We start from the raw sequence: 24,549 nt of genomic DNA, 5'->3' as shown, positions 1-24,549 counted from the left end.
TTACACTGCTGGCGGCTGGCCGCTCCCACCTTCCCCCCACCGCTTCAGCAATGTATGCGCCACACCAAGATGATCGAGCACCCGCGCCACCATAAAATCAATGACTTCATCAATCTGACGCGGGTTGTGATAAAACCCCGGACTCGCCGGCATGATGGTCGCCCCGGCCTGCGCCAGCCGCAGCATATTGTCCAGATGAATGGTCGAAAGCGGCGTTTCGCGCACGACGAGAATCAGCGGGCGACGCTCTTTCAGCATGACATCCGCCGCCCGCTCAATCAGACAACTCGACAGCCCAGCGGCCAAGCGGCCCAACGTCCCAGCAGTACAGGGACAAATCACCATCGCCGCCGCCGGATGACTGCCGCTGGCCACCGGTGCCGTCCATTCCTGTCGCCCGAAGATGCGCAGTTGCCCAGCTTTGGCGTTAAATCGCGCACTGAGCACCGCTTCCGCTTCGTGTGGGCGGGCGGGTAACTCTAGGCCGGTTTCCATTTTGATGACGATTTGCGCGGCCTGCGAAATCAGCAGATAGACCCGCACCTCAGCGCGAATCAAGCACTCCAGCAGCCGCAAGCCATAGTGCGCACCCGATGCGCCCGTCAATGCTAAGGTGATAGTGCGCGGCCAATCCTCAGCCGAATGCGGCGCATCGACTGCCACCTCAGCCCCCGACGCGGACACGCAACGCCTCTAATAGCCGCTGATGAATGCCGCCGAATCCGCCGTTACTCATCACCAAGATTTGATCGCCCGGCTGACTGTCTGCGACGATCTGTGCAACCAGCGGCTCAATCGCCGGATGCACCGCCAATCGTGCGCCCAGCTCACCGAGCACTGCTGCCGCATTCCAGCCCAAATCCGGCGGCGTGTAGAGATACACCCGATCAGCGGTTGTCAACGATGTGGCCAAATCCGCATTATGCGTACCTAGACGCATCGTGTTCGAGCGTGGCTCCAGCACCGCGACAATCCGCACCCCATCCCCGACGCGCCGCCGCAAACCATCGAGCGTGGTCGCAATCGCGGTCGGATGATGCGCAAAATCATCAAACACGCGGATTCTCGCCACCTCGCCGCGCACTTCCAGCCGCCGCTTGACGCCTTGAAAGCGCCCCAGTGCCGCCATTGCGGTAGCAACCGGCACCCCAGCATGACGCGCCGCCGCTAACACCGCGAGCGCATTGTGAACATTGTGCAGACCGCTCTGCTCCCATTCCACCACCCCGACCGCAACGCCGCGCAACCACACGCGAAACGCCGAACCATCAGCCGCGAGCAATTCTGCCTGCCAATCGCCTGCCGCTCCGAAAGTTTCACGCGGCGTCCAACAGCCGAGATCAATTACCGCATCGACTGCTGGCACCGCTGTCGGCTGCACGATCAAACCGCTGCTGGGAACGGTGCGGATTAAATGATGAAATTGCCGCTGAATCTGCCCAAGATCGTCAAAGATGTCGGCATGATCGAATTCCAGATTATTGATAATCAGCGTGCGCGGGCCGTAATGAACGAATTTGGAGCGTTTATCAAAAAACGCCGTGTCGTATTCATCCGCTTCAACAACAAAAAACGGCGCAGAACCCAGTCGCGCCGAGACCCCAAAATTCTGCGGCACCCCGCCGATCAAAAATCCGGGATCCAGCCCGGCATCATCGAGCACCCACGCCAACAGACTCGCGGTTGTCGTTTTGCCGTGCGTGCCCGACACCGCTAATACCCAGCGGTCGCGGAGCAGATGTTCGCGTAGCCATTCGGGGCCGGAGACATAACGCAATCCCTGATCCAGCATGGCTTCGACCGCTGGAATGCCGCGCTTCATCGCATTGCCGACCACCACCACATCCGGTGGCGGATCGAGATGCGCCGCGTCATAGCCTTCCAGCAGCGTGATGCCAGCGGCGTGTAGTTGCGTGCTCATCGGCGGATAAACCTGCGCATCCGATCCCGTGACCTGATGCCCCAGCGCCCGCGCCAGCAGCGCAATACCACCCATGAAGGTGCCGCAAATTCCAAGAATATGTAAATGCATGAACAAAATTCCGAACAGCCGCTGCGCACGCTATAACTGACTAAATAAGCTGGTAATCAGCGTCACGGTCACAATTTGAAATGCCACCGCAATCGCCGCGCCCTGGCTCAGGGTGATCGAGAAGGTGTGCCGCAGAATATGCCCAGTGACCACAATCCCCCAGATCACCAAGCCCAGCAGCAAGAACGCGCCCAGCGCAGCTAAATTGCTATCTTGGGTGCCGGTTGGATTCAGGCTCAAGGGCGGAATCGCCACCAGCCCCAGCACCGCCCCACTGCCGAGCAGCGCCGTCGCTGCTTGCACAAACCGCGAACGGCGTTTGAGTTGCGCCAGCGCCACACCCAGCGCCAGCAGCATCAGCAGCAGTTCGGCACTCCCTTGCAGCAGGCTCGTCAGCCAAGACAGTCCAGCCGTGACCCCCACCAACACGCCGACCACCAAATCAGCGATCAACACCAAGCCCAACAGTGTCAACGATGCGGGAACATCTTGCGGGGGACGCCGCAGTAAACATAATTCAATAAAAAACTGGATCAATGCCTGCACAAATGCCTTCCTAATTCACGCGATAGGCGGTCAATGATACCGACTGCCGCGCCAAATGCAGAACAGTATCGAGATCTGATCGAGACTTTAGCGCGTAGCAGGTGGCGTGTTCGATGCGGGTACGAGACCGAGCTTGACTAAGCGCGTATTCAAACTGAGCACACTGATGCCGAGTGCTTGTGCGGCGGCTGGGCGATTCCAACGCGCTGGATCGACCAGCGTGCGCGGCCCAGTTGCGCCCATCCCAGTGACGCCGAGCGGTTGGCTAGGCAAGTAGAGGTCTTCGACCGCAATGCACGACTGTTCACAGAGCGCGGTGGCGCGTTCAAGGATATTTTCCAGTTCACGCACATTGCCGGGGAAGGGATAGCAGCGCAGCGCCATGAGCGCCGTATCCGACAGCGGCAAGGGCGCACGGTCGCTATCAGCCGCGAGCCGTTGCAAAATGTGTTGCGCTAACAGGCTGATATCTTCGGGACGTTCGCGCAGGGCCGGCAAGCGCAGCTCGATCACATTGATGCGATAAAACAAATCCTGACGAAAACGCCCGTTGGTGACTTCTTGCGCTAAATCGCGGTGACTGGCGCTAATCAGTCGCACATCGACCGCCACCTCACGCGCCGCGCCGACGGGTCGCACGCATTTTTCCTGAATCGCTCGCAACAGCTTGACCTGTGCCGACAATGGCAAATCGGCCAATTCATCGAGAAACAGTGTCCCGCCGCAAGCCGCTTGAAATAAGCCGTCTTTATCGGCGACCGCGCCGCTAAAACTGCCTTTTTTGTGGCCAAAGAGTTCACTTTCGACCAGATCATGCGGGATCGCACCACAGTTGACCGGCACGAACGGGCCGTCACGGCGTGGCCCTTGTGCGTGAATCTGTCGCGCCGCCAGTTCTTTACCGGTGCCGCTTTCGCCGGTGATAAAAACCGGCGCTTGGGTGCGGGCGAGCTTGATAATCAGGGCGCGAATCTGCTGCATCGCCGTTGAGTCGCCGAGCAGCGGTGACTCTGCGCCAGTCGGCGCATCACTCGGCACGCTACGTCCGCGCAGCCGCAACGCCGATTCCACCAGCGTGCGCAATGCCGAGAGATCGACCGGCTTGGCGACAAAATCAAAGGCACCGGCTTTCATCGCTGCCACCGCCGATTCCATATTGCCATGCGCGGTAATCATCGCCACCGGCAGTTCAGGATAATGGGTGCTGATATGACGCAGCAGCTCCAGTCCGCTACCGTCGGGTAGGCTTAAATCAGTCAGGCAGAGATCGGGACGATGGCGCTCTAATTGGCGCTTGGCTTCAGCGACCGTGAGCGCGGTCACAGCGGCGACCTGCATCCGTCCGAGGGTGATGCGGATGAGGTCGAGAATATCGGCTTCATCATCGACGACAAGCGCCAGCGGTGTGTGCATGGGCTGTTGGCTTCGGGAATCGCGGGGCAATAGCAGCATTCTAGCGCCGACAGCCGCAGTGAGCCGATCCGTATCAGCCACAGCAGGCCCCTGACGGCGATGCCGTGAGCTAGACTGAAGTGATCCACATCGACGCGGAACAAAGCTGTATGCCCTTTACACCATTACATCTCGGGCCAGGCATGGCGCTCAAAGCTGGATTGGGCGAACGGTTCAGTTTGCTGGCTTTTGGGCTGGCGCAGGTGGCGATGGATCTTGAACCGCTGATGGGGCTGCTCACCGATGCGCCGATCTTGCACGGCATAACGCATACCTATCTGGCGGCGCTGGTTATCGGATTGATGGTCGCGGTCATCACCCCGCCGCTGGGACGACCAGTGTTGCGTCGCTGGCATCAGGAACTGCGCTATTATCGGCTCGATTGGCTGGTGCAATCGGAACGCTGGACGCCCGCGCCACTGCTGCTCGGCGCGTTAAGCGGCACGCTGTCGCATGTCGCACTCGATAGCCTGATGCACGCTGATCTGCAACCGCTGGCACCCTGGTCAGCAGCAAATAGCTGGCTGGGGGTGATCCCATTATCGGCGCTATTTTGGGGGTGTGTGCTGAGTGGCGGGGTCGGGGCGCTAGGCTGGATCGTGCAGCGATGGGCGATACAGCGTCATTCATCTCGCGCAGTTAAATAATCAACTCATACTCAGCACGATCATCTTAGTGACGCAGCTAAAGCCGCGTCACCAGATTTAACGTGCGCTAAAAAAGCTGGCGGCTGGAAGCTGATAGGATAGCTGACCGCTCAATGCCGACTTGCCCGCTTGCGATCACTCTCTTTCAAATGACGCTTGCGCACGCGAATTGCGCTGGGCGTGATTTCGACTAATTCATCATCTTCAATAAATTCAAGCGCCTGTTCGAGCGTGAATTTAACCGGCGGCGTAAGCAGAATATTTTCATCCGAACCGGCGGCACGAATATTCGTCAACTGCTTGGCTTTGAGCGGATTAACCGTCAAATCATTATCGCGTGAATGAATGCCGACCACTTGCCCTTCATACACCTCTTCACCTGGAGAAACCATCATCCGGCCGCGCTCTTGTAAATTAAACAGCGCATAGCCGAGTGCTTTACCCGTCGCGTTTGAGATCATGGCTCCATTGCGGCGCGGGGCAATTCCGCCTTGATGCGCGGGACGATAGCGTTCAAAGACGTGATATTTTAGTCCAGTACCCGAGGTCAGCGACATAAATTCCGTTTGAAATCCAATCAGACCGCGTGAGGGAATTTCATAATCTAAACGCACGCGGCCTTTACCATCTGGCACCATGTCTTTTAATTCACCACGTCGCTCGCCGAGTGCCTGCATAATCGATCCTTGCGAGCTTTCATCGACATCGACTGTGAGCTGTTCAAATGGCTCACAAATCTGACCGTCGATTTCACGGAAAATCACTTCGGGACGTGAGACGGCTAATTCAAATCCTTCGCGGCGCATGTTTTCGAGCAAAATCGATAAATGCAATTCACCCCGTCCTGAGACGCGAAATTTTTCGGGATCATTGCCTTCTTCAACACGCAGCGCGACATTATGAATTAATTCGCGTTCGAGCCGATCTTTTAGTTGGCGTGAGGTGAGATATTTGCCATCTTTGCCAGCAAAGGGCGAGGTGTTGACCTGAAAAGTCATGGTCACGGTTGGTTCATCAACAGTGAGCGTCGGTAGCGCATGAACATGCTCAGGATCACACAGCGTATCCGAGACGCCCGGCGCGTCGATGCCGGTCAGCGCCACGATGTCGCCAGCGGTCGCCTCCGGCACTTCATGGCGATCCAGACCGAGATAGCCATACACCAGCCCGATTTTGGCTTTATGGCGCGTGTCGTCAGGCTTGACGACGATGATTTGTTGATTAGGCCGGATGCGCCCGTGACGGATGCGTCCGACGGCAATCGCGCCAACATAGGCGTTATAGTCGAGCGTCGAAACCTGCATTTGGAACGGCGCTTCGGGATCGACTTCGGGCGCGGGGCAGTGCTCGACGATGGCTTCAAACAGCGGCGTCATGTCGCCCTCGCGCACATCGTCGCTCAGTCCAGCGTAGCCGTTTAGCCCCGATGCGTAGACGATGGGGAAATCAAGCTGCTCATCGCTCGCGCCGAGGCGATCAAACAGATCGAATACCTGATCGATAACCCAATCGGGGCGTGCGCCCGGACGGTCGATCTTGTTAATCACGACGATGGGCCGCAGACCGTGAGCAAAGGCTTTGCTGGTCACAAAGCGAGTTTGGGGCATCGGCCCTTCTTGCGCATCAACGAGGAGCAGCACCGAATCGACCATCGACAGCACGCGCTCGACTTCGCCGCCAAAATCGGCATGTCCGGGGGTGTCAACGATGTTGATGCGGTAATTGTTCCAGCGGATGGCGGTATTTTTCGACAGGATGGTGATGCCGCGTTCTTTCTCCAGTGCGTTGGAATCCATCACCCGTTCGACCGGCCCAAAACGGTCGCCGAGCGTGCCGGACTGCTGTAACAGCTTGTCCACCAGTGTAGTTTTGCCATGATCGACGTGGGCGATGATGGCGATGTTACGAAGATTCTCGATCACAGGACTGGACTGCTCCATTTAACTTGAGCGAACGTGCTCAATGGATTTATCTGCACTTGGTTGACGCAGCGAACCGCCCAACTCAAGCCCTTGACGCTCAGTGGCGCCGGATTCCCTCAATCGATCAAGCTCTCCAGAGGTTTCATCCCCTTGCGGTAAAGCGCCAAACCGAAGTCTGGCCACTTGCAATGTCCTCTATCAGCTCGTCGTTAAACCGCTGTTAGCGGTCTCAAGCAATGCTCATCCTGAGCATCTATCAACACGTTTGAGCAAAAATCAGCGATCAGTTAGCGGCTCCAGGCACGGCGGCAAGGATGTAAACAATGAATGGGGGAGGGTTGGTCGGGATGTGTGGCGGGAAACAGGGTCGCGGCCGGGGCTGGACGTGACTGGATTCGGCCTCGGTGCTAATTATAACCGCTTGCCGCTGAAATCGCGTGTTGTGTCGTGCGGTATTCTAGATTTTGCACCTGTCATCTTGTGGCGCGATCTGTTCTCGATTCAGGCACTTAAAAACCAGCATGAAACACGCCCTGAACGCTTTAAAAAACGTGCATTTACACCCTATAGATACTTAAAACTAGATGCTTAAAACTTAGCTCAATCACTGCTCAGTGATTCACGCAAAAAGCGAAATAACTTGCGCGGCGCGTCCGGTTTATGATGTTGGGCATCGCGTTGCGCAGCACGAACCAGAGCGCGTAATGGCTGGCGATCAATCTGCGGATATTGTTCGAGCAATTCGGTCATTGCCGCATCGCCTTCGCTAATCAATCGCTCGCGCCAGCGTTCAAGCGCATGATGATGCGCCGTTGCAGCGCGTTCACGCTCTTCCGCGCCGTTCATTAAAGCGTGCGCAGCGGCCATATCTTCGCGCTCAAGCAAATTAGCAATCCGCTTCCAATGACGTTTACGCGCCCGTACATCTTTAATACGCGGTGTTTCATCCAGTGCTGCCCAAGTCGCTTCACTCAGATTTAAACGCTCCAATTCCGCTCGCGGCAAGGATGCCATGCGTTCGGCGAGTACCTGAAGCGCCAATTTATCGCGCTTGATTTGGCTTTTACTCGGGCCGAATGGCAATTCATCGCGATCGGCATATTCTAATTCGTCTGGATCGTCGTGCATCGGTATATCTGTTATTTGTATTGGCTGATGATTCAATTCACACAGAACATTCCAGCCGTCACCCGCTTCGCTTGCATACATAGAGCCGGAAGCTGGCGGCTGATCGCTGGCCGCTCTTTAGCAAAACCCTACCGCTGCATATGACTGAGAATGGTCAAACTTTTCAGCACATTGAGTGCTTCGGAGAGCTGGAAATCCTCAGCGGCCAGTGATTGTGCTTCAGCCGGTTTTGCCGGGGCAGCGGTATTTGTTTGCCCATCGAGATGGCGCACTAGATTCGCTTCTTTGAGCGGATTTGGCCCGGTATCAGCGAGCGGTTTAAATTCCCCTGGTTGTAGCAAAATATCCGGCGCGATGCCGTGAGCCTGAATTGAACGGCCCGATGGGGTGTAATAGCGTGCGGTGGTTAATTTCAGCGCCGAATGCTCATCAATCGGCACAATGGTTTGTACCGATCCTTTACCAAAAGTCGGCACGCCCATCACAATTGCGCGACGATGATCTTGCAATGCGCCAGCGACAATTTCTGATGCAGACGCACTCCCGCCGTTGACGAGCACGACAATCGGCGCACCATCGAGCACATCATCTGGCCCGGCTTTAAAGCGCATCTGGCTATTTTTGACCCGGCCTTCGGTATAAACAATCAGCCCATCGCGCAAAAACGCATCGCTGACACTGACTGCGCCATTGAGCACGCCGCCCGGATTATTGCGTAAATCTAATACCAAGCCTTTCAGCCGCCCGTCGTGACTGCGCTTGAGTTCATCAATCGCTTTGAGCATGTCATCAGTGGTATGCGCCTGAAAATGCGTCAGCCGCACATAGCCAAACCCCGGCTCTAGCATCCGACTTTTGACGCTGGCGACCTGAATCACCGCCCGCTCGATGCTAACTTCAAACGGCTTGTCATCGCTGCTGCGCAGAATACTCAGCCGAATCGCCGTGCCCGGCTTGCCGCGCATCAGTTGCACGGCATCATTAAGGCTCAGGCCTTTGATTGGCTTGTCGTCGATGCGAATAATCATGTCACCGGCTTGCAGTCCGGCGCGTTGTGCGGGGGTGTCGTCGATGGGCGCGATGACTTTGACAAAGCCATCTTCGAGACCAACTTCGATCCCCAGTCCGCCAAATTCGCCGCTGGTGCCGACTTGCAGCTCGCGATATTCCTCGCCATCGACATAGGACGAGTGCGGATCGAGTCCCGCTAACATGCCGCGAATCGCGCTCTCGATCAGCGTCTGTTCGTTGACCTCTTCAACATAATCTTCTTTGATCCGACCAAAGACATCGGCGAAAGTCCGCAACGCGGCTAATGGCAGTTGCGGTGCGCTCGGTGCCGCCGGCGCGGGAGCGGGGAGCGGTTTGGCACCGATCACCGCCGGTTCCTCGGCATACGCGATGGAGCAGGCGAGCAGACCTAAACACAGTGACGGAAACAATGAACGGCGCATGATCGTAAATCCCGAACGGGCAGCGGCTAATAACAGGGTGAGCGAGCAGCGGTGCGGACGTTCTGGAACGTCGCAGACGCTAAAGGATCGCATGTTTTATGCCATGCCAACAGCGCCGCTGCGCCCGGCGCTGCTAATGCACCGGAGCGTTGATCGGTGCGCGTGCGCCGTCCGCACCAGGTTGCGGGGTCTTCGGGGCGACCATGATGACGAATGGCAAAATACAACACCGGCTCACGTCGCCCGCCGCTTTTGCCGCTCAAGGCAATCGGATCGCCACTCGCCACCCACTCGCCGACCTCGCGCAGCAGGGTTTCGTTATGACCGTAGAGCGTCATATAGCCGTCGCCGTGGTCGATCACCAGCAGCAGCCCAAAGCCGCGTAGCCAATCGGCATGAACGACGCGCCCATCTTGAATCGCCCGCACTTCCTCGCCTTCGCGGGCGGCCAGCAGCACGCCATCGAGATTGAGCGCAGCGGCAGCTTTGCGCGTTCCGAATGGAGCGACGATGCGATTTTCCAGCAGCGGCCAAGCCAGTTGGCCCTTTTGCGTGGCAAAGGTCGTGCGCTGGATATTGAGTTCGGCGCGAATCTGCGCATTTTGTCGCAGATGTTCTACCAGCCGCTTGAGCGATTCAGCATCGCGCTGGAGCGTTTCCAACGTCTCGGAGCGACTGGCAATCGAGGCTTCCAGTTCATTTAAGACCTGAGCGCGGCGCTGTTTAGCCTGCTCAAGCCGCAGGCGTGTCGCTTCCTGACTGCGCGCCAGCTCGGCGAGCCGCTGGGCTTCTTCCTCGGCATCGCGGGCGAGTCGTTCCAGCCGATCAGCGCGTTCCTGCACCGCTAACACGCGGCGCATGCGTTCCCGATTAAAATAGGCAAAATAGGACATCACCCGGCTGGCGCGGGTCGGATCTTGCTGATTCAGGAGCAACCGCAGACGATCCGCACGGCCCATCACATAGGCGGTGCGCAGTAATTCGGAGAGCAAATCTAGCTCTACGCCGAGTGCAGCGCGTTCCTCGACCTGACGTTCGCGCATCTCGCCAGCGGTGCGCGTGTGTTCGATCACTAGCCGTTCGAGTTCACGATTAGCCAGCGATAATTCGGCGACATTGCGTTCACGCGCTTCCAGTTCCGCGACCAGAATCCGGCGATCTTCGCGCTGCCCGATCAACGCCCGCCCGACATCCTGCACCTGCCGCTCGATCACCGTGAGATTACGTTCATGGGTATCGAGCGCCGGATCAAGCGGCGGTTGGGCGCTGGCGCTGTTGAGCAGCAACGCGGCGATCAAGGCCAGTCTGAGCATGACGCTGCCGCCAGCCGCTGCACGCCGGGCTGCGATTGGATGACATCTGCGCATCAGTATTTCAGGCATCGCCATGTGTGAATTTGTACAGTGAGCATTACAACTCGCACCGCCAACGCAGGCGGGCGCTTCGCAGTCGCGCCGAAAGCGTTTATCATTGTAAAGCGATCCATCGACGCTGAGGCGCTCCCCAGATCAATGACCGATATCCTGAATCATCCGGTTCGTCCCGTCCTCACGCTGCCCGCTACCGATGCAGCGGAGATGGATTTGTTCGCCGACGATACCGACATTGAACGCGCCTCGCGCTCGCTCAAGGCGATGTCCCATCCCTTGCGGCTGAAAATTCTCTGCACGCTCGGCGATCAAGAGGTCAGCGTTCAAGATATTGTCGATCATGTCGGCACCTCACAAAGCAACATCTCGCAACATCTCGCCATTCTGCGCGACAAAGGCATTCTCGCTTCACGCAAAGACGCCAATCGCGTCTATTATCGCGTCAGCGACAATCGCACCCTGCAACTCATCGGGATGATGCGTGAGGTTTTCTGTCATCACACCCGCTAGGGCGAGCCGCCCAGCCCGATTTTTTTTCCCAACGAGACGGCCCGCACATGTCACAACTCATCGAGTTTATCGGTAATCATTGGTTTTTATTTCTGTCCCTGATTGTGATTCTGGGACTGCTGACCTATAACCTCATTATCGGCAGCAAAGGCAGCGTCGGCCCGCTGCAAGCGACCGAATTGCTCAACCATCGTGAGGCGGTCATCATTGATGTGCGTCCAGCCGCCGATTATGCGCGTGGGCATATTATCAACGCGCTTAATATTCCGATGAATGGCTTTGGTCAACAATTGGCGACCCTGAATAAATACAAGGGTCGCCCGATCATTGTCAATTGTCGCTCGGGTGCGCAATCTTCGGTTGCCTGTGCGCAACTGCGCAAAGCTGGCTTTGAAGAAGTGTATAACCTGCAAGGCGGGATTATGGCGTGGGAATCAGCTAGTTTGCCGCTGACGCGCAAAAAACGCTAATCCAATCATACATTCGGCAGATGATTGTTATTGCTGAATGAGCTGATCTGATTATGCCACCGCTTTTAAGCATTTTAAGCAATTTAAATTGAGTATTGACCATGACTGACAGCCAACAACCGGCCACCAATGAGCGCGAACGTCAATTTTCGGTACAGCGCATTTATACCCGCGATGTGTCGTTTGAATCGCCGAATGTGCCGGATATTTTTCGCGGTGAATGGAAACCGCGCCATGAACTCAACCTCAATACTAAAATCACGCCGCTCGACGCGCATGTGTACGAAGTCGTGCTCGGCGTCACAGTGACAGTCAAGGTTGAGGACAAGACCGCGTTTTTAGTCGAAGTCCAGCAGGCTGGTATTTTTACTGCGCAGGGATTTAGCGAAGAGGAACTCGGCCCGCTGCTGGGCGCGTACTGCCCGAATCTGCTGTTCCCCTATGCGCGTGAGGTGGTGTCGGATCTGGTGGTCAAGGGCAGTTTTCCGCAGTTGGTGTTGCAGCATGTCAACTTTGATGTGCTCTTTGCCCAGCAGCAGGCAGCGAACCAGAATCAGCCCGCCGCCGACGCCCAGCCGGTTCATTAAGTCAGTTAGTGTAAATCAATGAACACGCACGCGGCGCAGATTGCGTTACTTGGCCCGGGGTCTTGGGGCACGGCTCTGGGGCTACAACTGTGCCGCAATGGTCATGCGGTGCGACTGTGGGGACATGAACCGGAGCAAATCGCCGCGATGCGGCAGGCGGGTGAGAATCAGCGGTTTCTGCCCGGACATCCGCTGCCGCCGAGCTTGCAGCCGACCGCATCACTGGATGCGGCGCTCGATGGTGCGACCGACTGTTTTGTGGTGGTGCCGAGTCAAGCCTTTCGCGCCGTTGCTCGACAGTTAGCCGAGCAGCTGCCGTCTGGCTTCGGGGTGGCCTGGGCGACCAAAGGACTCGATGCGACCAGCGGTCAATTGCTGCATACCGTTGCCCGTGAGGAACTCGGCGACCGCCCGCTGGCGGTGGTCTCGGGGCCAAGCTTTGCCGGTGAAGTGGCGCGGGGGCTGCCGACGGCAGTCACAGTAGCGTCCGATCATCCTGAGTTTGCGACCCGTTTTGCCGCGCTGCTACATGGTGCGACCTTTCGGGCATATACCAGTCCTGATCTCATCGGGGTGGAGATTTGCGGCGCGGCAAAAAATGTGCTCGCCATTGCCACCGGCATCGCCGATGGGCTGGGATTTGGAGCCAATACGCGGGCGGCGCTGATTACACGCGGTTTAGCCGAACTGATGCGGATTGGCACCGCACTCGGCGGTCGCGCCGAGACCTTCACCGGCTTGGCGGGATTGGGCGATTTGGTGCTCACCTGCACCGACGATCAATCGCGCAATCGGCGGCTCGGTCTGGCGCTGGCGCGTGGTCAGAGCGTCGATGCAGCAAAAGCAGAGATTGGACAGGAAGTCGAGGGTGTGATTACCGCGCTCGCCGTGCAGCGGCTGGCGCAGCGGCTCGGGGTCGAGATGCCGATTAGTCATCAGGTCTATCGGGTGCTCTACGAAGGTAGCTCGCCTGCAGAAGCAACACGGGCGCTGCTGGAGCGCGAGCCGAAGGCGGAGTTTGGCTAGAGCTTTCAGCTTATACAAGCTGGCGACGAAGCTCTAGCTTCGTCACTTCAGCGGATTGACATGCACCAAACCGGCAAACCGCTTAAAGTCATTATCAGCCGAGTACAGCACAGCGCCTTGCTCGATGGCCAGAGCAGCTAAATGCGCATCCGTCGTCAAATTGCCGCCAGCTCCACTTTGCGTAATCAATTGCTGAAAAATCCGCCAATGTCCGGGGCCAGGAACAATCAGCTTGACCACTGGAACGGTAAGCCATTCGTTCATATAGGTCGTTGCTGCCTCGATGTTTAGCGGACGCTCGAATACACGCGGGCTAGTGCTGATACGCAGAAAAGCTAAGATCACCACCCACGCCAAAGCTACAGCAGTACGGTCAGATAGGATGCTCTCCCACCACGCTTGCGCTCTATCATGCTGCGGTAAATCACGATTAACGGCATACAGCAATAGGTTGGCATCTACTAAAATCATCAGTCTTGCGCGAGAAACCCCATCCTGTAGAACGGGGCGGGAGAGCGCACGGCGCGGAGCGCCGTTTAATCGCCAATCTCGCGTCCTCCGTTTCAGTTACGTACAGTGGAATAGCATAAGGCCGACCGTGCAGCGACGGTCAAAACCCTAGTTGACTTGCGCATTTCTAACTTATTTGCGCATTTCCAACTTATTGGCAATGGCAGCATCTTCTTGCTGGTTTGCCAAATCAAGCGCCTTGTCAATGTTGATGCCGGAGTGTAGCCGACCCATCGAAGCAGGTTTTAGCTGATAGTTAGATAGTGCAGGCGGTTGTTCCATAGCACTAAGCCCTAAACTCAACGCCTGATTGACAACTTCTTTGAAAGATTGACGGCTAAGGTGGGCACGCTCTTGCAAGCTTTTGGCGATTTGGTCATCCAGAGTCAGGGTCGTTCGCATCATGGTGCTCCGTTTTCAGTCATCATGATGGATGCTGGCACTTGATGGCATCTATGTCAAGCGCGTGCGACTACACCGATACTTTTATGCTAACGCCGACTAACAAGCGCCAACACATGCACACGTATTTCTGAGTGAGGGTGTATCGACCAAAGCACGCAGGAAGATCCCGCGTGCGCCATTGAGGTCACGATCCAGCGTGACCCCGCCGCTAGTGATGGTTTTCGCACCACCAATCGGCTTGATTTCGCCAGTCCAACTGGCCGTTTTCGAGGTGTATGCTTCGTTGACGCGCAACACGACCTTGCCGATCCGTTGCGCCGCTGCCGCTAGGCGTTGACCGAAACGGAAAAAGGCGTAGCCGAGCATCGCCCGTACCGATTTGGCGCGAATCCCTCGGATTGTCGGGAAAGCCCTCGGCGCGATAGAGATTCCCAGCAATCTTGGGGTAAATGCCCGCGTCCTTGAGGGCGGAAGAAGGAATGAAACAGGATTGCTTCGGGTTCTTGCGTGAGCGCAAGCGAAGATCAAACGGCGCTCCGGTGTGTTTCCATTTCCGAATGCCATTTGAAAACGCGGTATAGGCATCTTTAACGGCGATCTTCTTGACCTGATACGGGATCGCTCCGGCCCAGTCCGGCAGGCTCGGCAGGATGATCTTCGCCGCGCCCATCCAGTGCGATTCCCGTTGTTCCTTTGGTAGATTGAGATGCTTGACGGTCGCGTTGTAAACGAATCTTGAGGTTCCGAGCCACTGCCGAAACAGGCTCTTCTGCTTCGATGTCGGATAGAGCCGAATCCGCTTCGCTTTGATGACTGCGCCGACCGTGCATTCGACACGCGAAGTGATGGAGGATGGCGAGTAGATCGGCGGTGCGTTCGGCTTCTCGGGATTGATCCACAGGCTGATCGAGAACCACGATCTCGCCGCCGTTGTATTCAACGAGGAAGGCGATGAGGTCGAAGCCGAAACGGGCGAGTCGGTCACGGTGGGCAACCACAACCCGGAGCTTATCGCCGTGCAAGAGGCGTTCCAATAGGGTGCGCAATCCTTTACGCTTGAAGTTGAGGCCGCTGCCGATGTCTTGGATGACTTCCGCGTCGGGGTAGACGCGCCGCAATCGCTCAACTTGGCGGGCGAGATCGTCGCGGTGCTTGGCGCTACTAACGCGGGCGTAGACGACGACGGATGCTTCAACAGCGCGGCGCAGATAGGCGTCAACGTCAAACAATCGCTGTCCAGCAGGGTTGCGGATCGTTGGGATGCGTCCTTGATCAGCATAGCGGCGTAGCGTGTTGGGGTGCAGCCCGAGTTCGGCCACGGCCTTGCGTAAGGGGACGTAGGCCATGTGTTATTAAAAGTAATTAAAAGTAGGTTTATGTTAGTTTATGACTAACTGTTTCGCAACCGCACATTCTTAAGTTCTACTACAGTCGGACGCGCAATCAACACGCACAAAAAAGCCGCCCGCTCTACGCGGGCGGCCTCGGAGCTGACTGATTATCCAGCCGCAGTGCGAATGCCGAACGTATTAGTTCGCCCGATATTTCTGATGGCAGGCTTTGCACGCTGCACCAACATCGGCAAATGCGGCCTTGACCGCTTCAGCCTCACCTTCAGCGGCCACTTCAGCCAGCGCGTTAGCGGCTTCGACGAACTCACCGGCGATCTTTTTCACATCGTCCATATTCTCGAAAAATTCCGGCTTGACACGGGTTTTCATGTCACCGACAGCTTTATCTGTCCCCGGGCCATAGAGTGCGCCCATACCGGAATTAGCAATGGCAGCAATCGCATTCGCGGCGCTTTCAACCTGAGCGGCATTGTAGTTACCTTCCAGATTGGCCTTGATCTTTCCCATGTTCCAGCCCATGAATTCATAGCCAGCTTGCCGAATTTCGATCTGCTCTTCGGGCGAAAGATCAGCGGCAAGGGCGGAGCTGGCGAGGCCGAGGGCCATCAGACCGGCGGCGGTGCTGGCGAGCAACTGTTTCATCGAATGGTTCTCCAGATGGTAATAGATCAACACGGGTCGTAAGCGTTGTCATGAATGCACGCCCCCGACGCCATACATGGCGCAAATAGATGGGGGCAACATGCGACGCTTGCAAGCCAACACCTGCGCCGCGTGTTTGGCCTGTGGCCCGATGCGTGCGGAAAAGTTCCGGCGGTGGCCGTGTCAGGGGCGTGATTCGAGTAGTATTCTAGCCGTTCGCGGTGCGATCTGTGCGCCGATGTTGGCGGCGTGTTCCAGTTCTGTTTCCTAAATTTTGAGGATAAAGCGGCGTGTCACTGGCTCTCTTTGATCTCGACAACACCCTGTTAGATGGCGATTCAGATTATCTCTGGGGCTGTTATCTTGCCGAACACGGATTAGTTGATGGCGCAGAATACGCCCGCGAAAATGAACGCTTTTATCGCGAGTATCAAGCCGGTGTACTCGATATTGCCGAATTTCTGCGCTTTGCGCTCCGGCCACTCCGCGAGCATCCACGCGCCCTGCTTGAACGCTTGCGCGAACAGTTTCTCAGCGAGCGCATTGATCCGATCATCACGCCGACAGCACGCGCACTCGTCGAACAGCATCGTGCTGCTGGTGACACACTGGTCATCATCACCGCGACTAACACCTTTGTCACCGCGCCGATTGCTGCCCGTTTTGCGGTGCCGCATTTAATCGCCACGCAACCGGCTGAACACGCTGGCGCCTATACCGGCGAGGTCGCGGGTGTGCCGGCTTTTCGTGAGGGCAAAGTGATTCGGCTCGAACACTGGCTGAATGAACACGGTTTGGATTTAACCGACAGCTATTTTTATAGCGATTCACAGAATGATCTGCCGCTGCTGGAGCGGGTCACGCATCCAGTTGCGGTCAATCCTGATGCGACCTTGCGCGACATTGCGACTGAGCGCGGGTGGCCGATTTGTTCGTTGCGGGCGACATCTGAACTGTGTTTTTCGTGATGAAGCGCCAGCTTTGTTACCGCTTAACCGATCAGCGAATTTACTGGTTACGAAGCTAGAACGTCGTGACCAGTAAATTCGCTTTTAGGCTGAAAGCTGGTCGCTGAAAGCTCAACAACGGAGCTGCATGTGTGAACAAACCGATTCAGTTTGCTATTGCTGCGCTTGCGCTCAGTTTGGGGCTGGCGCTTTACGGCATTATTGTTTTTGCCAACGCCGAGCGTGAGCGCGATCTGCGGGCATTGCAGACGCAAATGAGTCTGGTCGCCGAGAGTCGCGTGGCGGCAATTGCGCAGTGGTTGCAGGGTCAATATTCGGTGTTGGAGGGGTTGGCGTATCAAGAAGCGTTGCATCGAGCCATTGGTACGGCAACCGCTGCTGCCGCGCCGCCGAGCGATGCGCACCGCGAGACACTGCGGACGCTGTTGGCTGCGACCTCGGAGCGTTTGGGCGTGGCCTCATTGCAGGCTACCGGCTATCAGCCGCATCGTCTCGAAGCACTGGCCAGCGGTGCGCTGGCAGTGGTCGATCCGACGGGGCAGATTTTAGCGGCCAGCGGTGGCCTCACTGCGCTCGATGCGCGGCTATCAGCTTTTCTCCAGCGCACACCGCTTGCCGAACGCGGCTTGCTCGATCTCTATCTCGATACGCACGCACGCCCAACACTCGGCGTGGTTGTGCCGGTGCGGGCATGGTTGCCGAATGCCGAGACGACCAGCGACGCAACTGCCGCGCCCGTGATCGCACGGGTATTGGCACTGCGCCCGCTTGATGCCGGCGTATTCGCGATTCTCAAGCAGCCCGGCATCACCGCTCGCACCGCAGAAACTTATTTAATTCGTCGCGCTGACTCGCAGGTCGAATATCTCTCACCGCTGCTCGACGGCAGTGAGCCGCTCACCAAGCGTCTGGCGCTGACGACCGAACAGCTCATCGACGCAGCAGCATTGGCCCAGCCCGGACAGTTTCATCACGGGCGTCATTATGCTGTTCAGGATTCATTCGCCGTCAGTCGGCGCGTGCCGGGCAGTGATTGGGTGCTGGTGCATCGCGTCGGCGCTGCGGAAGCCCTAGCCGCCAGTGATGCGCATCGCATGGCGCTGATAAGCGGCTTGGCAGTGCTTACGGTGTTGATTAGCGCGGCACTGGTGTTGGTCTGGTTTTATGCCAGTTCGCGCCGTGTCGAGGAAGTCGCCGAGTGTTATCGCCTGTCATCAGAGCGGTTTGAGCGGCTGTCGGGATTTCTCGACATTCTCACCGACAGCCAGCCTAATCCGATTTTAGTCGTCGATGCTCAACAGCGCATCGCCTATGCCAATCGACGGCTGGCGGAACTCAGCGGCCTGTCGTCCGCCGACCTGCTCGGGCGCGATCTCAGCGAAGTGCTCGGCACTGACATCGGCGAGCGGTATCAGACGCGACATCAACAGGTGTTGACCTCTGGCGTGCCGCAGATCGTACTCGAAACCATCCGCGACGCCAATGGATGCGAACGGGTCTGGCGCTCACATCATCATCCATTTACCACCGCAAGCGCGGTTCCAGAACCGGCGGTGCTGGTCACGATTGAAGATCTCACCGACCTGATGCGCGAGCGCACACGCCGCGAACGCAACACCGAGCATCTTATTGATACGCTCGTCGGGCTAGTCGATGAGCGCGACCCCGATGCCGCGCATCAATCGCGCTCAGTGGTGCAGGTTGCGTGTGCGATTGCCGCTGATCTCGGCTTTGATCCGCAGCAGCTTGAGACGGTGAAACAGGCCGCACGTTTAGTGAATATCGGCAAAATCCGCATTCCGCGCTCTCTGCTCGTGAAAGGCAGTGGATTGACCGATCAAGAATTAAAGCGCGTGCGTGAAGCATTAGAATCTGGGCCAGACTTGCTACGCGAAATCGAATTTGATGGCCCAGTGCTGGACGTGCTGGCGCAAATCAATGAACGGATCGACGGCAGTGGGCGACCGCGCGGTTTAATGGGAGAGCAGATTCATCCGGCTGCGCAAGTCATTGCCCTAGCGAATGCCTTTATTGCGTTGATTAGCCCGCGTTCCTTCCGCGATGCGAAAAGTTGCGACGAAGCAATCGCAATTTTGATGCGCGAAATCGGACGGCGTTTTGAACAGCGGTTGGTGCTGAGTTTAATCAATTATCTCGATCACGGCGGTGGGCGCGAAGTTTGGATGATGGCGCGTGAGGGTGTGGATGATGTATCACATTCGATCAATCTGACCGAATGCGACACGCTTCTCGACCCCGACACCCGCATCGGCTGTGGTAGGATCGCGCCATGATCGAAACAATTCACCGAAATCACGGGGTTAGGGTGATGGTTCAAGCATGGGCGCGGACTGGAGCGTGGGTGTTAGCGGGAATATTGGTGAGCGGGTGCGCGTCGCAATCAGGGCGTGTTGCCGATCCGCGTGATCCGTTGGAGCCATTTAATCGCGCTGTCTTTCGCTTTAATAGCGATTTTGATAAAGCCTTTGTGCAACCACTGGCAAAAGGCTATCAATTCATTACACCTGAGCCGGTGGATCGCGGGATTACCAATTTTTTTAATAATCTCGCCGATATTACGTCAGCAGTGAATAATGTTTTGCAATTTAAAATCTCGCGGGCGGGGAGTGATGTCGGGCGCGTGGTGATTAATTCGACCATTGGCGTGCTGGGATTGATTGATGTGGCCAGCAATGTCGGTTTGCCCAGTTATAAAGAAGATTTCGGCCAGACTCTCGGCTATTGGGGATTAAAGCCAGGCGCGTATGTGGTCGCACCCTTTTTGGGGCCAAGCAGTATGCGCGATCTATTTGGCATGGGCGGCGATATGGTCACGGATCCACTGATTAGCGTGAACAGCGAAGAAACGCGCTGGGGATTGGTCGGCACACGCTTGCTCGACCGCCGCGCCGATCTATTGACGACGACGGATATTCTCGACGCATCGGGCCTCGATCCGTACAGCTTTGTGCGTGACACCTATCTCAAGCGGCGCGAGACGTTGGTGCATGACGGCAATCCGCCAACCAAAGCGGAAACCGGGCAAGCAGATTTTTGGGATGAAGTCGAGTTTTAAGGCAGCGCCCAAGCGGGCGCTGCGGCTTCAATACCGCGCCCGCAGAATCTTCCACGTCCGCTGACGGCGTTCGATCAACATTTCGATGATGCCGGTTTGCGTGTTCAACTTGGCCTGTCGATCCAGATAGCGCACCTCAAACACCGCCATCAGCGCACAGCGCGGGCTGTCGGCAATCGGCTGCACCTGAATCTGACCAAATTCGATGCGGCGCGTGCCGGTCGTATTGAACCATTCGGCATAGGCTTGGCGGATCGCAAACCAGTTTTGCAGCGTGTTTTCCTGCGCCAGCGGGCTGTAGAGTTCCATCAGCGCATCCAGCGCCCCATCTTCATAGGCGGCTTGAAACTGCAACAGCAGATCGGGCGCGGTCTGGCAGCGGATCTCGCGTGTTGTGGGCGTCGGCGCGGTGTCGGGAGCGGTGTTTTGGGCTAATGGCGTGCGCGGCGCAGTTGGCGGCAGCGGTGACGCGGGATTCTCAATCGGCAGTTCGGGCAACGGCGGCAGCGCGGGTGCGGCGGTGGTCGTCTCTACATTTGTATTTGTATTTGGATCTGCATCTGCATCTGCATCAGTGACCACCGCACGCAGCGGCGCGACTTCAGCAGCCGAGCCGCTGGGCGCGGGCGCAGCGGGTTCAGCTTCGCTGATAGTTGTCTCAGGCCGCACGACCGGAGTCGGAGCTGCGACTGGCGGTGTTGTGCCGAGTGGATGATGAACAATTTTCGGCACCGGCTTCGGTGGCGCGACCGGCCAGAGCAGCGCAATCAGCAGCATCGCGCCGACAATCGCCACCAATTCGACGCCGCGTTGCTGACGCGGTGTCAGCGCCAGCAGTCGCCGATGTCCCCACACCCAGAGCGGCGCAAGCAGATCGCGCACGCGCCCCGGCAACCAGGTCGGCGGTAAGCGCCAACTGCGCCAAGTGCTGGTGCGGCGCGGTGTCGCACGCGGCGCGGTGGTTTTGTGTCCGGTGGAGCGCGTGGGCGTCGGTACGCGCTGCTCGCGGGCAGCAAAGGCGCGATTGATTTGCTCGGTGCGGCGCGTTGCCCAGCGCGTGCGCTCGGGGTGACGGTCGGGGTGATACGCCTGCATCAGGCGGCGATAGCGTTGCTTGGCAATCGGCGCGGCTAGACTCGGGGCAAAGCCGAGGACTTCCGGCGCGGGCGGCTCATCGCTGACGAACAGTTGTTGATCGAGCAGACGATAGGCACTGGCACTGGCCTGAATGCGCGGTAATCCCTGCTGTTTGATGGCGCGTTCGAGCGCCGCCGCACGCGGATTATCGGGATTACTCAACCAGACGAGTAGCGCATCGAGATGCAGTTCTAGGGCTGGACTCGGGCGTCCGCTGGCCAGTGATTTGGCGATCTGATGCGTCCAGGACAGGCTCATGGTCGGGCAGGCGGGGTGGTCAGGTCGGACGGTAAAAGATCAAGCTCACCGGCGGCAATGGGATGCAGCGGAATTGCCATCTGGTGCAGCACCTTATTAGCTGCGTGTTTATTCATTTCTAAATGATCTGTCCACATGGCCTCTTCTTAAACAACGAGCGCCATAGGTGCTCTTTCTCCGGTGGCGCACCAATTTTTACAATATCAACGAAGCCTTTAGAAACAGAATTATCCGCATTTTCAGTAATAGGCCCTGCATAAAAAGTAGAGTTGCGCAATTCTATGATCGGAGCAGGAAAATTCGCATCAATTTCACCGTACCCGAATGCAAGAATATTCACCTCGTCAGGATTTTGAGAATTATATTTTGACAAATTTAGTGCTGTAGTCGATGAAATATATTGAGCAAGCAGATTCTGAAGAAGCCAGATAGTTTTGCCATTCCAAGCAATCCCGACTTGGGATTTTACAATTAACTGACTCACCATTCTCGCCCATATTTGGCGATAGTTAATTCCTGGGCCATGATGATTTTCTGGAGAAACAATAGCATCCTCACAAGCCATAGCAATCTGAGTTCGCTTCTTTTTATCACCTCCTGATGTGCTTGATGTCATGATTTCAACAATAACAATTGGATCAGATGGAAAGTCATCAATCCAAATTTCGCCATTTCTGGAGGCTAATGTATATTGATTGTCTTCAGCTATTTTTTGAGTGGTGCTCAGTCCCTTTCCAATAAGTTCGGCTGCTTCAGATAGTTTTTTTCGACTTGTACCAGCTAGGATATAATCAAACGTGTAATCGAAGGATTTTGCTTCGTCATCATCGTTAGTCGTTTCCACTTTTATTTTTACTTCAGACCATGCACGATAGCGTTTTCCCTGCTCAAGATTTGAATATTTTATCAATTGCTCCCGAACATGAGTTTGATAGTTAGATTTCTGTCCTTTCAAGGACAACAAACGACGTGGACAAACAATCCACGGCTGTTCCGTATCTCGCAAACGCAAAGAGCAAACACCGGATTGAACTATTGTTTTTCCTGGAAAAAATTTCCCCAGATTTGGGTTTTTACTGATATCTAATGCAGAAAGGTAACGGTTTCCGCCACCATCACACTCAGCATCCATAAAAGGACACCATGCTTTTTCTCTATTAGCAGTAGCTTCTGCATTCCAGCAGTCAAGACGATAACCGTACAGTTCAAATATTTTGCTCATCTAAAAATCCTTTGATTTGCAGTGCCATTGCTTTAGCTAAAGGAGGCGGGACAGAATTAGCAATTTGCCGATGCTGATCTAAGTTTGGAACCGAACCTGTTCTTGATCGAATTGGCCCTTTTAATATATAACTATCTGGATAACCATGTATGCGCATGTACTCTCTAGGCGTTAAATATCGACTTTCAGTTGGGTGATAAAAAATTTCTCCGCATCGCAATGTGTTTGAAGGGCGTTTCCGATGAAGGCGCAAATATTTAGTTGTATCTTTTGGTGATAAACCGCAACGCACTGCTTCCCCAAGGTGAGTTTGGGCTGCTAAATAAGAGCCTTCAGGGACTTGAGCAATGCGCTCACGATCTCGTGATGGCGTGACATCAACATGGCTATCAGCTCTATCGTAAACAGTTTTGCCTTTGATTTTGGGGTCTGGCTTTGACAGTCCTTTTAGAACTTCACCGATTCCAATATATGGCTTATATGAAAATAAGCCATTGCACTCTTCTATTGGTGCATGTGTTCGTTCTGGAAAATAAAAGCCGTTGCGCCCTCTGGTTGCTATGACAAACAGCCGTTCTCTTAATTGAGGAACACCATAATCGGCTGCCATAATTACCCGCCATTTCGGCGTATAGTCTATGGCTTCAAGCTCTTTTAGGAGTTTTTCAAATACTTCGCCGCGCTTATTATTTTTGCCTTTTGAAGAAAGCAATCCTTTGACTTGCTCAAGAAAAATAACTTTAGGCTGAATCTCTTTGGCAAACCTAATTATTTCAAAAAGGAGCAGTCCTCGCTCATCTTCTAAGCCATGCTGTTTTCCTGCCAAAGAGAAAGATTGGCACGGTGGGCCACCGAACAGTAAATCAAGCTCGCCTTGCTTTACGGATAAATCGGTTATGAGTTGTTTTGGGTTAAGATTTCGGATGTCTGCATGAATGACTTTAGAGTCATAGCCTTGGGCTTCGGCGTTGGCCTCAAGGGTTGCACAGCAGTATTGATCGCACTCAATTTCCGCAAGAATATGGAAGCCAGCATCTCGTACACCGATGTCCATGCCGCCAGCTCCCGAAAATAAGCTTATCGCTTGTGGTTGTTTCTGTTTCAAATTTCGATTCCGTTAATTTTTGAGTTCATATAACCAACAAGCGGTTAGTGATCGCGGCGACACTCGCCTTCGATCACGCGGATATGCAGATCAGCGCGTGCTCTATCCGGTGGCGATGCGGGCAGCGGACGCACGCCAAGCACGCGGATGATGAGGATACGCCGCAGCGGTGGAATCAACAGCATAAATCCGAAACTATCGGTGACAAAGCCTGGCAACAGCAAGCACAGACCGGCGACAAGCAACAGCGCCCCGTCTACAACTTCAATCGCAGGCAGTTCGTGGCGGTCGAGTAGCTCGCGCACGCGCCGTAACACGCTAAAGCCCTGATGACGCACCAGCCATGCGCCGAGCACAGCGGTTAGCACAGATAGCAGGATGGTTGAAAATGCGCCGATTTCAGCGCCAACTTGAATCAAAATATACAGCTCAATCAGCGGCAAACCGATAAAGAGCAGCAAAAACAGCGGCATGATGGTGTTCTCCGGTTGATTGATGTATCGAGCTGGGAGCTTCCAGCTATCAGCCGCCAGCGTCCAGCTTCGTCACAAGAAAGTGCTTAAAAGCTGGAAGCTGATAGCTGGCCGCTTCCACCAAAACCTTACCTGTTCAGCGCACGCAAGTCCAAGCTAGAACTTTCGTATAGTGCCTGATTTGCAGATGGAATTGACCGAAAGTTAACAACTCTTGGCAGGGCTAAAGCGACCAAACACCCTGCCAATCAATCTTT

Annotated in this window: 25 protein-coding genes and 1 pseudogene; 9 read left to right on the top strand and 17 right to left on the bottom strand. The window is 55.9% G+C overall.

Annotation, left to right across the window (positions count from 1 at the left end; all coding sequences use genetic code 11):
* From BLW10_RS08125 to BLW10_RS08110, 4 genes are all read right to left on the bottom strand, one after another.
* Positions 1-684 carry a flavin prenyltransferase UbiX gene (locus BLW10_RS08125; protein ID WP_281241130.1) on the bottom strand — a complete coding sequence of 228 codons (684 nt, stop codon included), beginning with the start codon at positions 682-684 and terminating at the stop codon, positions 1-3.
* Positions 665-2,032, bottom strand: a complete 1,368-nt coding sequence (mpl, locus tag BLW10_RS08120; RefSeq protein WP_091333772.1) for a UDP-N-acetylmuramate:L-alanyl-gamma-D-glutamyl-meso-diaminopimelate ligase — start codon at positions 2,030-2,032, stop codon at positions 665-667. Before mpl ends, BLW10_RS08125 begins: the two co-directional genes overlap by 20 nt.
* 30 nt (positions 2,033-2,062) lie before the next feature.
* Positions 2,063-2,578 carry a hypothetical protein gene (locus BLW10_RS08115; RefSeq protein WP_091333771.1) on the bottom strand — a complete coding sequence of 172 codons (516 nt, stop codon included), beginning with the start codon at positions 2,576-2,578 and terminating at the stop codon, positions 2,063-2,065.
* An 87-nt stretch (positions 2,579-2,665) separates the two neighbouring features.
* Complete coding sequence (locus BLW10_RS08110) at positions 2,666-3,991, bottom strand: sigma-54-dependent transcriptional regulator (RefSeq protein ID WP_091333769.1); 1,326 nt, start codon at positions 3,989-3,991, stop codon at positions 2,666-2,668.
* A 119-nt stretch (positions 3,992-4,110) separates the two neighbouring features.
* Between BLW10_RS08110 and BLW10_RS08105 the strand changes: the two genes are divergently transcribed.
* On the top strand, positions 4,111-4,677 hold the full coding sequence (locus BLW10_RS08105) for a metal-dependent hydrolase (RefSeq protein ID WP_143117039.1): 567 nt from the start codon (positions 4,111-4,113) through the stop codon (positions 4,675-4,677).
* A gap of 110 nt (positions 4,678-4,787) precedes the next feature.
* Here BLW10_RS08105 and typA read toward each other — a convergent pair whose 3' ends face one another.
* Positions 4,788-6,599 (bottom strand): translational GTPase TypA, encoded by a 1,812-nt coding sequence (gene typA, locus BLW10_RS08100; RefSeq protein ID WP_091333805.1) that lies wholly within the window; start codon positions 6,597-6,599, stop codon positions 4,788-4,790.
* Positions 6,600-6,864: 265 nt separating this feature from the next.
* On the opposite strand from typA, the gene BLW10_RS13770 reads away from it, so the two are divergent.
* The gene (locus BLW10_RS13770; protein ID WP_143117038.1) at positions 6,865-7,191 is read left to right on the top strand and encodes a hypothetical protein; all 327 of its coding nucleotides are present in this window, start codon (positions 6,865-6,867) and stop codon (positions 7,189-7,191) included.
* A gap of 8 nt (positions 7,192-7,199) precedes the next feature.
* Here the strand turns inward: BLW10_RS13770 and yjgA are convergent, their stop codons facing one another.
* From yjgA to BLW10_RS08085, 3 genes are all read right to left on the bottom strand, one after another.
* Entirely contained in the window at positions 7,200-7,727 is a 528-nt protein-coding gene (gene yjgA, locus BLW10_RS08095) for a ribosome biogenesis factor YjgA (RefSeq protein ID WP_091333766.1), read from the bottom strand.
* A 128-nt stretch (positions 7,728-7,855) separates the two neighbouring features.
* Positions 7,856-9,181, bottom strand: coding sequence for a S41 family peptidase (locus BLW10_RS08090; RefSeq protein WP_091333764.1), 1,326 nt, complete (start codon positions 9,179-9,181; stop codon positions 7,856-7,858).
* Between the two features lie 26 nt (positions 9,182-9,207).
* The gene (locus BLW10_RS08085) at positions 9,208-10,494 is read right to left on the bottom strand and encodes a murein hydrolase activator EnvC family protein (RefSeq protein WP_245709201.1); all 1,287 of its coding nucleotides are present in this window, start codon (positions 10,492-10,494) and stop codon (positions 9,208-9,210) included.
* Positions 10,495-10,692: 198 nt separating this feature from the next.
* Here BLW10_RS08085 and BLW10_RS08080 point away from each other — a divergent pair, with 198 nt between their 5' ends.
* The 4 genes from BLW10_RS08080 (at position 10,693) to BLW10_RS08065 (ending at position 13,144) form a co-directional block, all read left to right on the top strand.
* Positions 10,693-11,061: an ArsR/SmtB family transcription factor gene (locus BLW10_RS08080; RefSeq protein ID WP_091333804.1), complete on the top strand. Its 369-nt coding sequence runs from the start codon at positions 10,693-10,695 to the stop codon at positions 11,059-11,061.
* A 47-nt stretch (positions 11,062-11,108) separates the two neighbouring features.
* On the top strand, positions 11,109-11,531 hold the full coding sequence (locus BLW10_RS08075) for a rhodanese-like domain-containing protein (protein ID WP_091333761.1): 423 nt from the start codon (positions 11,109-11,111) through the stop codon (positions 11,529-11,531).
* 101 nt (positions 11,532-11,632) lie between these two features.
* On the top strand, positions 11,633-12,118 hold the full coding sequence (gene secB, locus BLW10_RS08070; protein WP_091333760.1) for a protein-export chaperone SecB: 486 nt from the start codon (positions 11,633-11,635) through the stop codon (positions 12,116-12,118).
* Positions 12,119-12,136: 18 nt separating this feature from the next.
* On the top strand, positions 12,137-13,144 hold the full coding sequence (locus BLW10_RS08065) for an NAD(P)H-dependent glycerol-3-phosphate dehydrogenase (RefSeq protein ID WP_091333758.1): 1,008 nt from the start codon (positions 12,137-12,139) through the stop codon (positions 13,142-13,144).
* Between the two features lie 42 nt (positions 13,145-13,186).
* Here the strand turns inward: BLW10_RS08065 and BLW10_RS08060 are convergent, their stop codons facing one another.
* The 5 genes and pseudogenes from BLW10_RS08060 to BLW10_RS08040 form a co-directional block, all read right to left on the bottom strand.
* Positions 13,187-13,615, bottom strand: coding sequence for a type II toxin-antitoxin system VapC family toxin (locus BLW10_RS08060; RefSeq protein ID WP_091333756.1), 429 nt, complete (start codon positions 13,613-13,615; stop codon positions 13,187-13,189).
* A 171-nt stretch (positions 13,616-13,786) separates the two neighbouring features.
* Positions 13,787-14,056, bottom strand: coding sequence for a DUF2191 domain-containing protein (locus BLW10_RS08055; protein WP_091333802.1), 270 nt, complete (start codon positions 14,054-14,056; stop codon positions 13,787-13,789).
* Positions 14,057-14,155: 99 nt separating this feature from the next.
* Complete coding sequence (locus BLW10_RS14115) at positions 14,156-14,425, bottom strand: zinc ribbon domain-containing protein (RefSeq protein ID WP_218139706.1); 270 nt, start codon at positions 14,423-14,425, stop codon at positions 14,156-14,158.
* Between the two features lie 443 nt (positions 14,426-14,868).
* Positions 14,869-15,405, bottom strand: a pseudogene (locus BLW10_RS08045) (IS607 family transposase); the annotation flags it as partial.
* Between the two features lie 183 nt (positions 15,406-15,588).
* The gene (locus BLW10_RS08040) at positions 15,589-16,053 is read right to left on the bottom strand and encodes a c-type cytochrome (RefSeq protein ID WP_091333753.1); all 465 of its coding nucleotides are present in this window, start codon (positions 16,051-16,053) and stop codon (positions 15,589-15,591) included.
* A gap of 290 nt (positions 16,054-16,343) precedes the next feature.
* On the opposite strand from BLW10_RS08040, the gene BLW10_RS08035 reads away from it, so the two are divergent.
* The 3 genes from BLW10_RS08035 (at position 16,344) to BLW10_RS08025 (ending at position 20,097) form a co-directional block, all read left to right on the top strand.
* Positions 16,344-17,021, top strand: a complete 678-nt coding sequence (locus BLW10_RS08035) for a histidinol-phosphatase (protein WP_091333752.1) — start codon at positions 16,344-16,346, stop codon at positions 17,019-17,021.
* Positions 17,022-17,152: 131 nt separating this feature from the next.
* Entirely contained in the window at positions 17,153-19,315 is a 2,163-nt protein-coding gene (locus tag BLW10_RS08030; protein ID WP_091333750.1) for an HD domain-containing phosphohydrolase, read from the top strand.
* Between the two features lie 35 nt (positions 19,316-19,350).
* Positions 19,351-20,097, top strand: a complete 747-nt coding sequence (locus tag BLW10_RS08025) for an MlaA family lipoprotein (RefSeq protein ID WP_091333748.1) — start codon at positions 19,351-19,353, stop codon at positions 20,095-20,097.
* A 27-nt stretch (positions 20,098-20,124) separates the two neighbouring features.
* Here the strand turns inward: BLW10_RS08025 and BLW10_RS08020 are convergent, their stop codons facing one another.
* The 4 genes from BLW10_RS08020 to BLW10_RS08005 all read right to left on the bottom strand — a co-directional run bounded on the left by BLW10_RS08020 (position 20,125) and on the right by BLW10_RS08005 (position 24,292).
* Positions 20,125-21,492, bottom strand: a complete 1,368-nt coding sequence (locus tag BLW10_RS08020; protein WP_091333747.1) for a J domain-containing protein — start codon at positions 21,490-21,492, stop codon at positions 20,125-20,127.
* Between the two features lie 118 nt (positions 21,493-21,610).
* Entirely contained in the window at positions 21,611-22,714 is a 1,104-nt protein-coding gene (locus tag BLW10_RS08015) for a NotI family restriction endonuclease (protein ID WP_143117037.1), read from the bottom strand.
* The gene (locus BLW10_RS08010) at positions 22,698-23,819 is read right to left on the bottom strand and encodes a DNA cytosine methyltransferase (protein WP_281241129.1); all 1,122 of its coding nucleotides are present in this window, start codon (positions 23,817-23,819) and stop codon (positions 22,698-22,700) included. The genes BLW10_RS08015 and BLW10_RS08010 overlap by 17 nt, the downstream gene beginning before the upstream one ends.
* Before the next feature lie 44 nt (positions 23,820-23,863).
* A complete protein-coding gene (locus BLW10_RS08005) occupies positions 23,864-24,292 on the bottom strand; it encodes an FxsA family protein (protein ID WP_091333741.1) in 429 nt (142 codons plus the stop codon).
* Between the last annotated feature and the right edge of the window lie 257 nt (positions 24,293-24,549).

Source organism: Allochromatium warmingii (assembly GCF_900107145.1).
GTDB lineage: Bacteria > Pseudomonadota > Gammaproteobacteria > Chromatiales > Chromatiaceae > Thermochromatium > Thermochromatium warmingii.
Note: the sequence above shows the minus strand (reverse complement) of the source record. Positions and strands in the feature narration are given on the sequence as shown.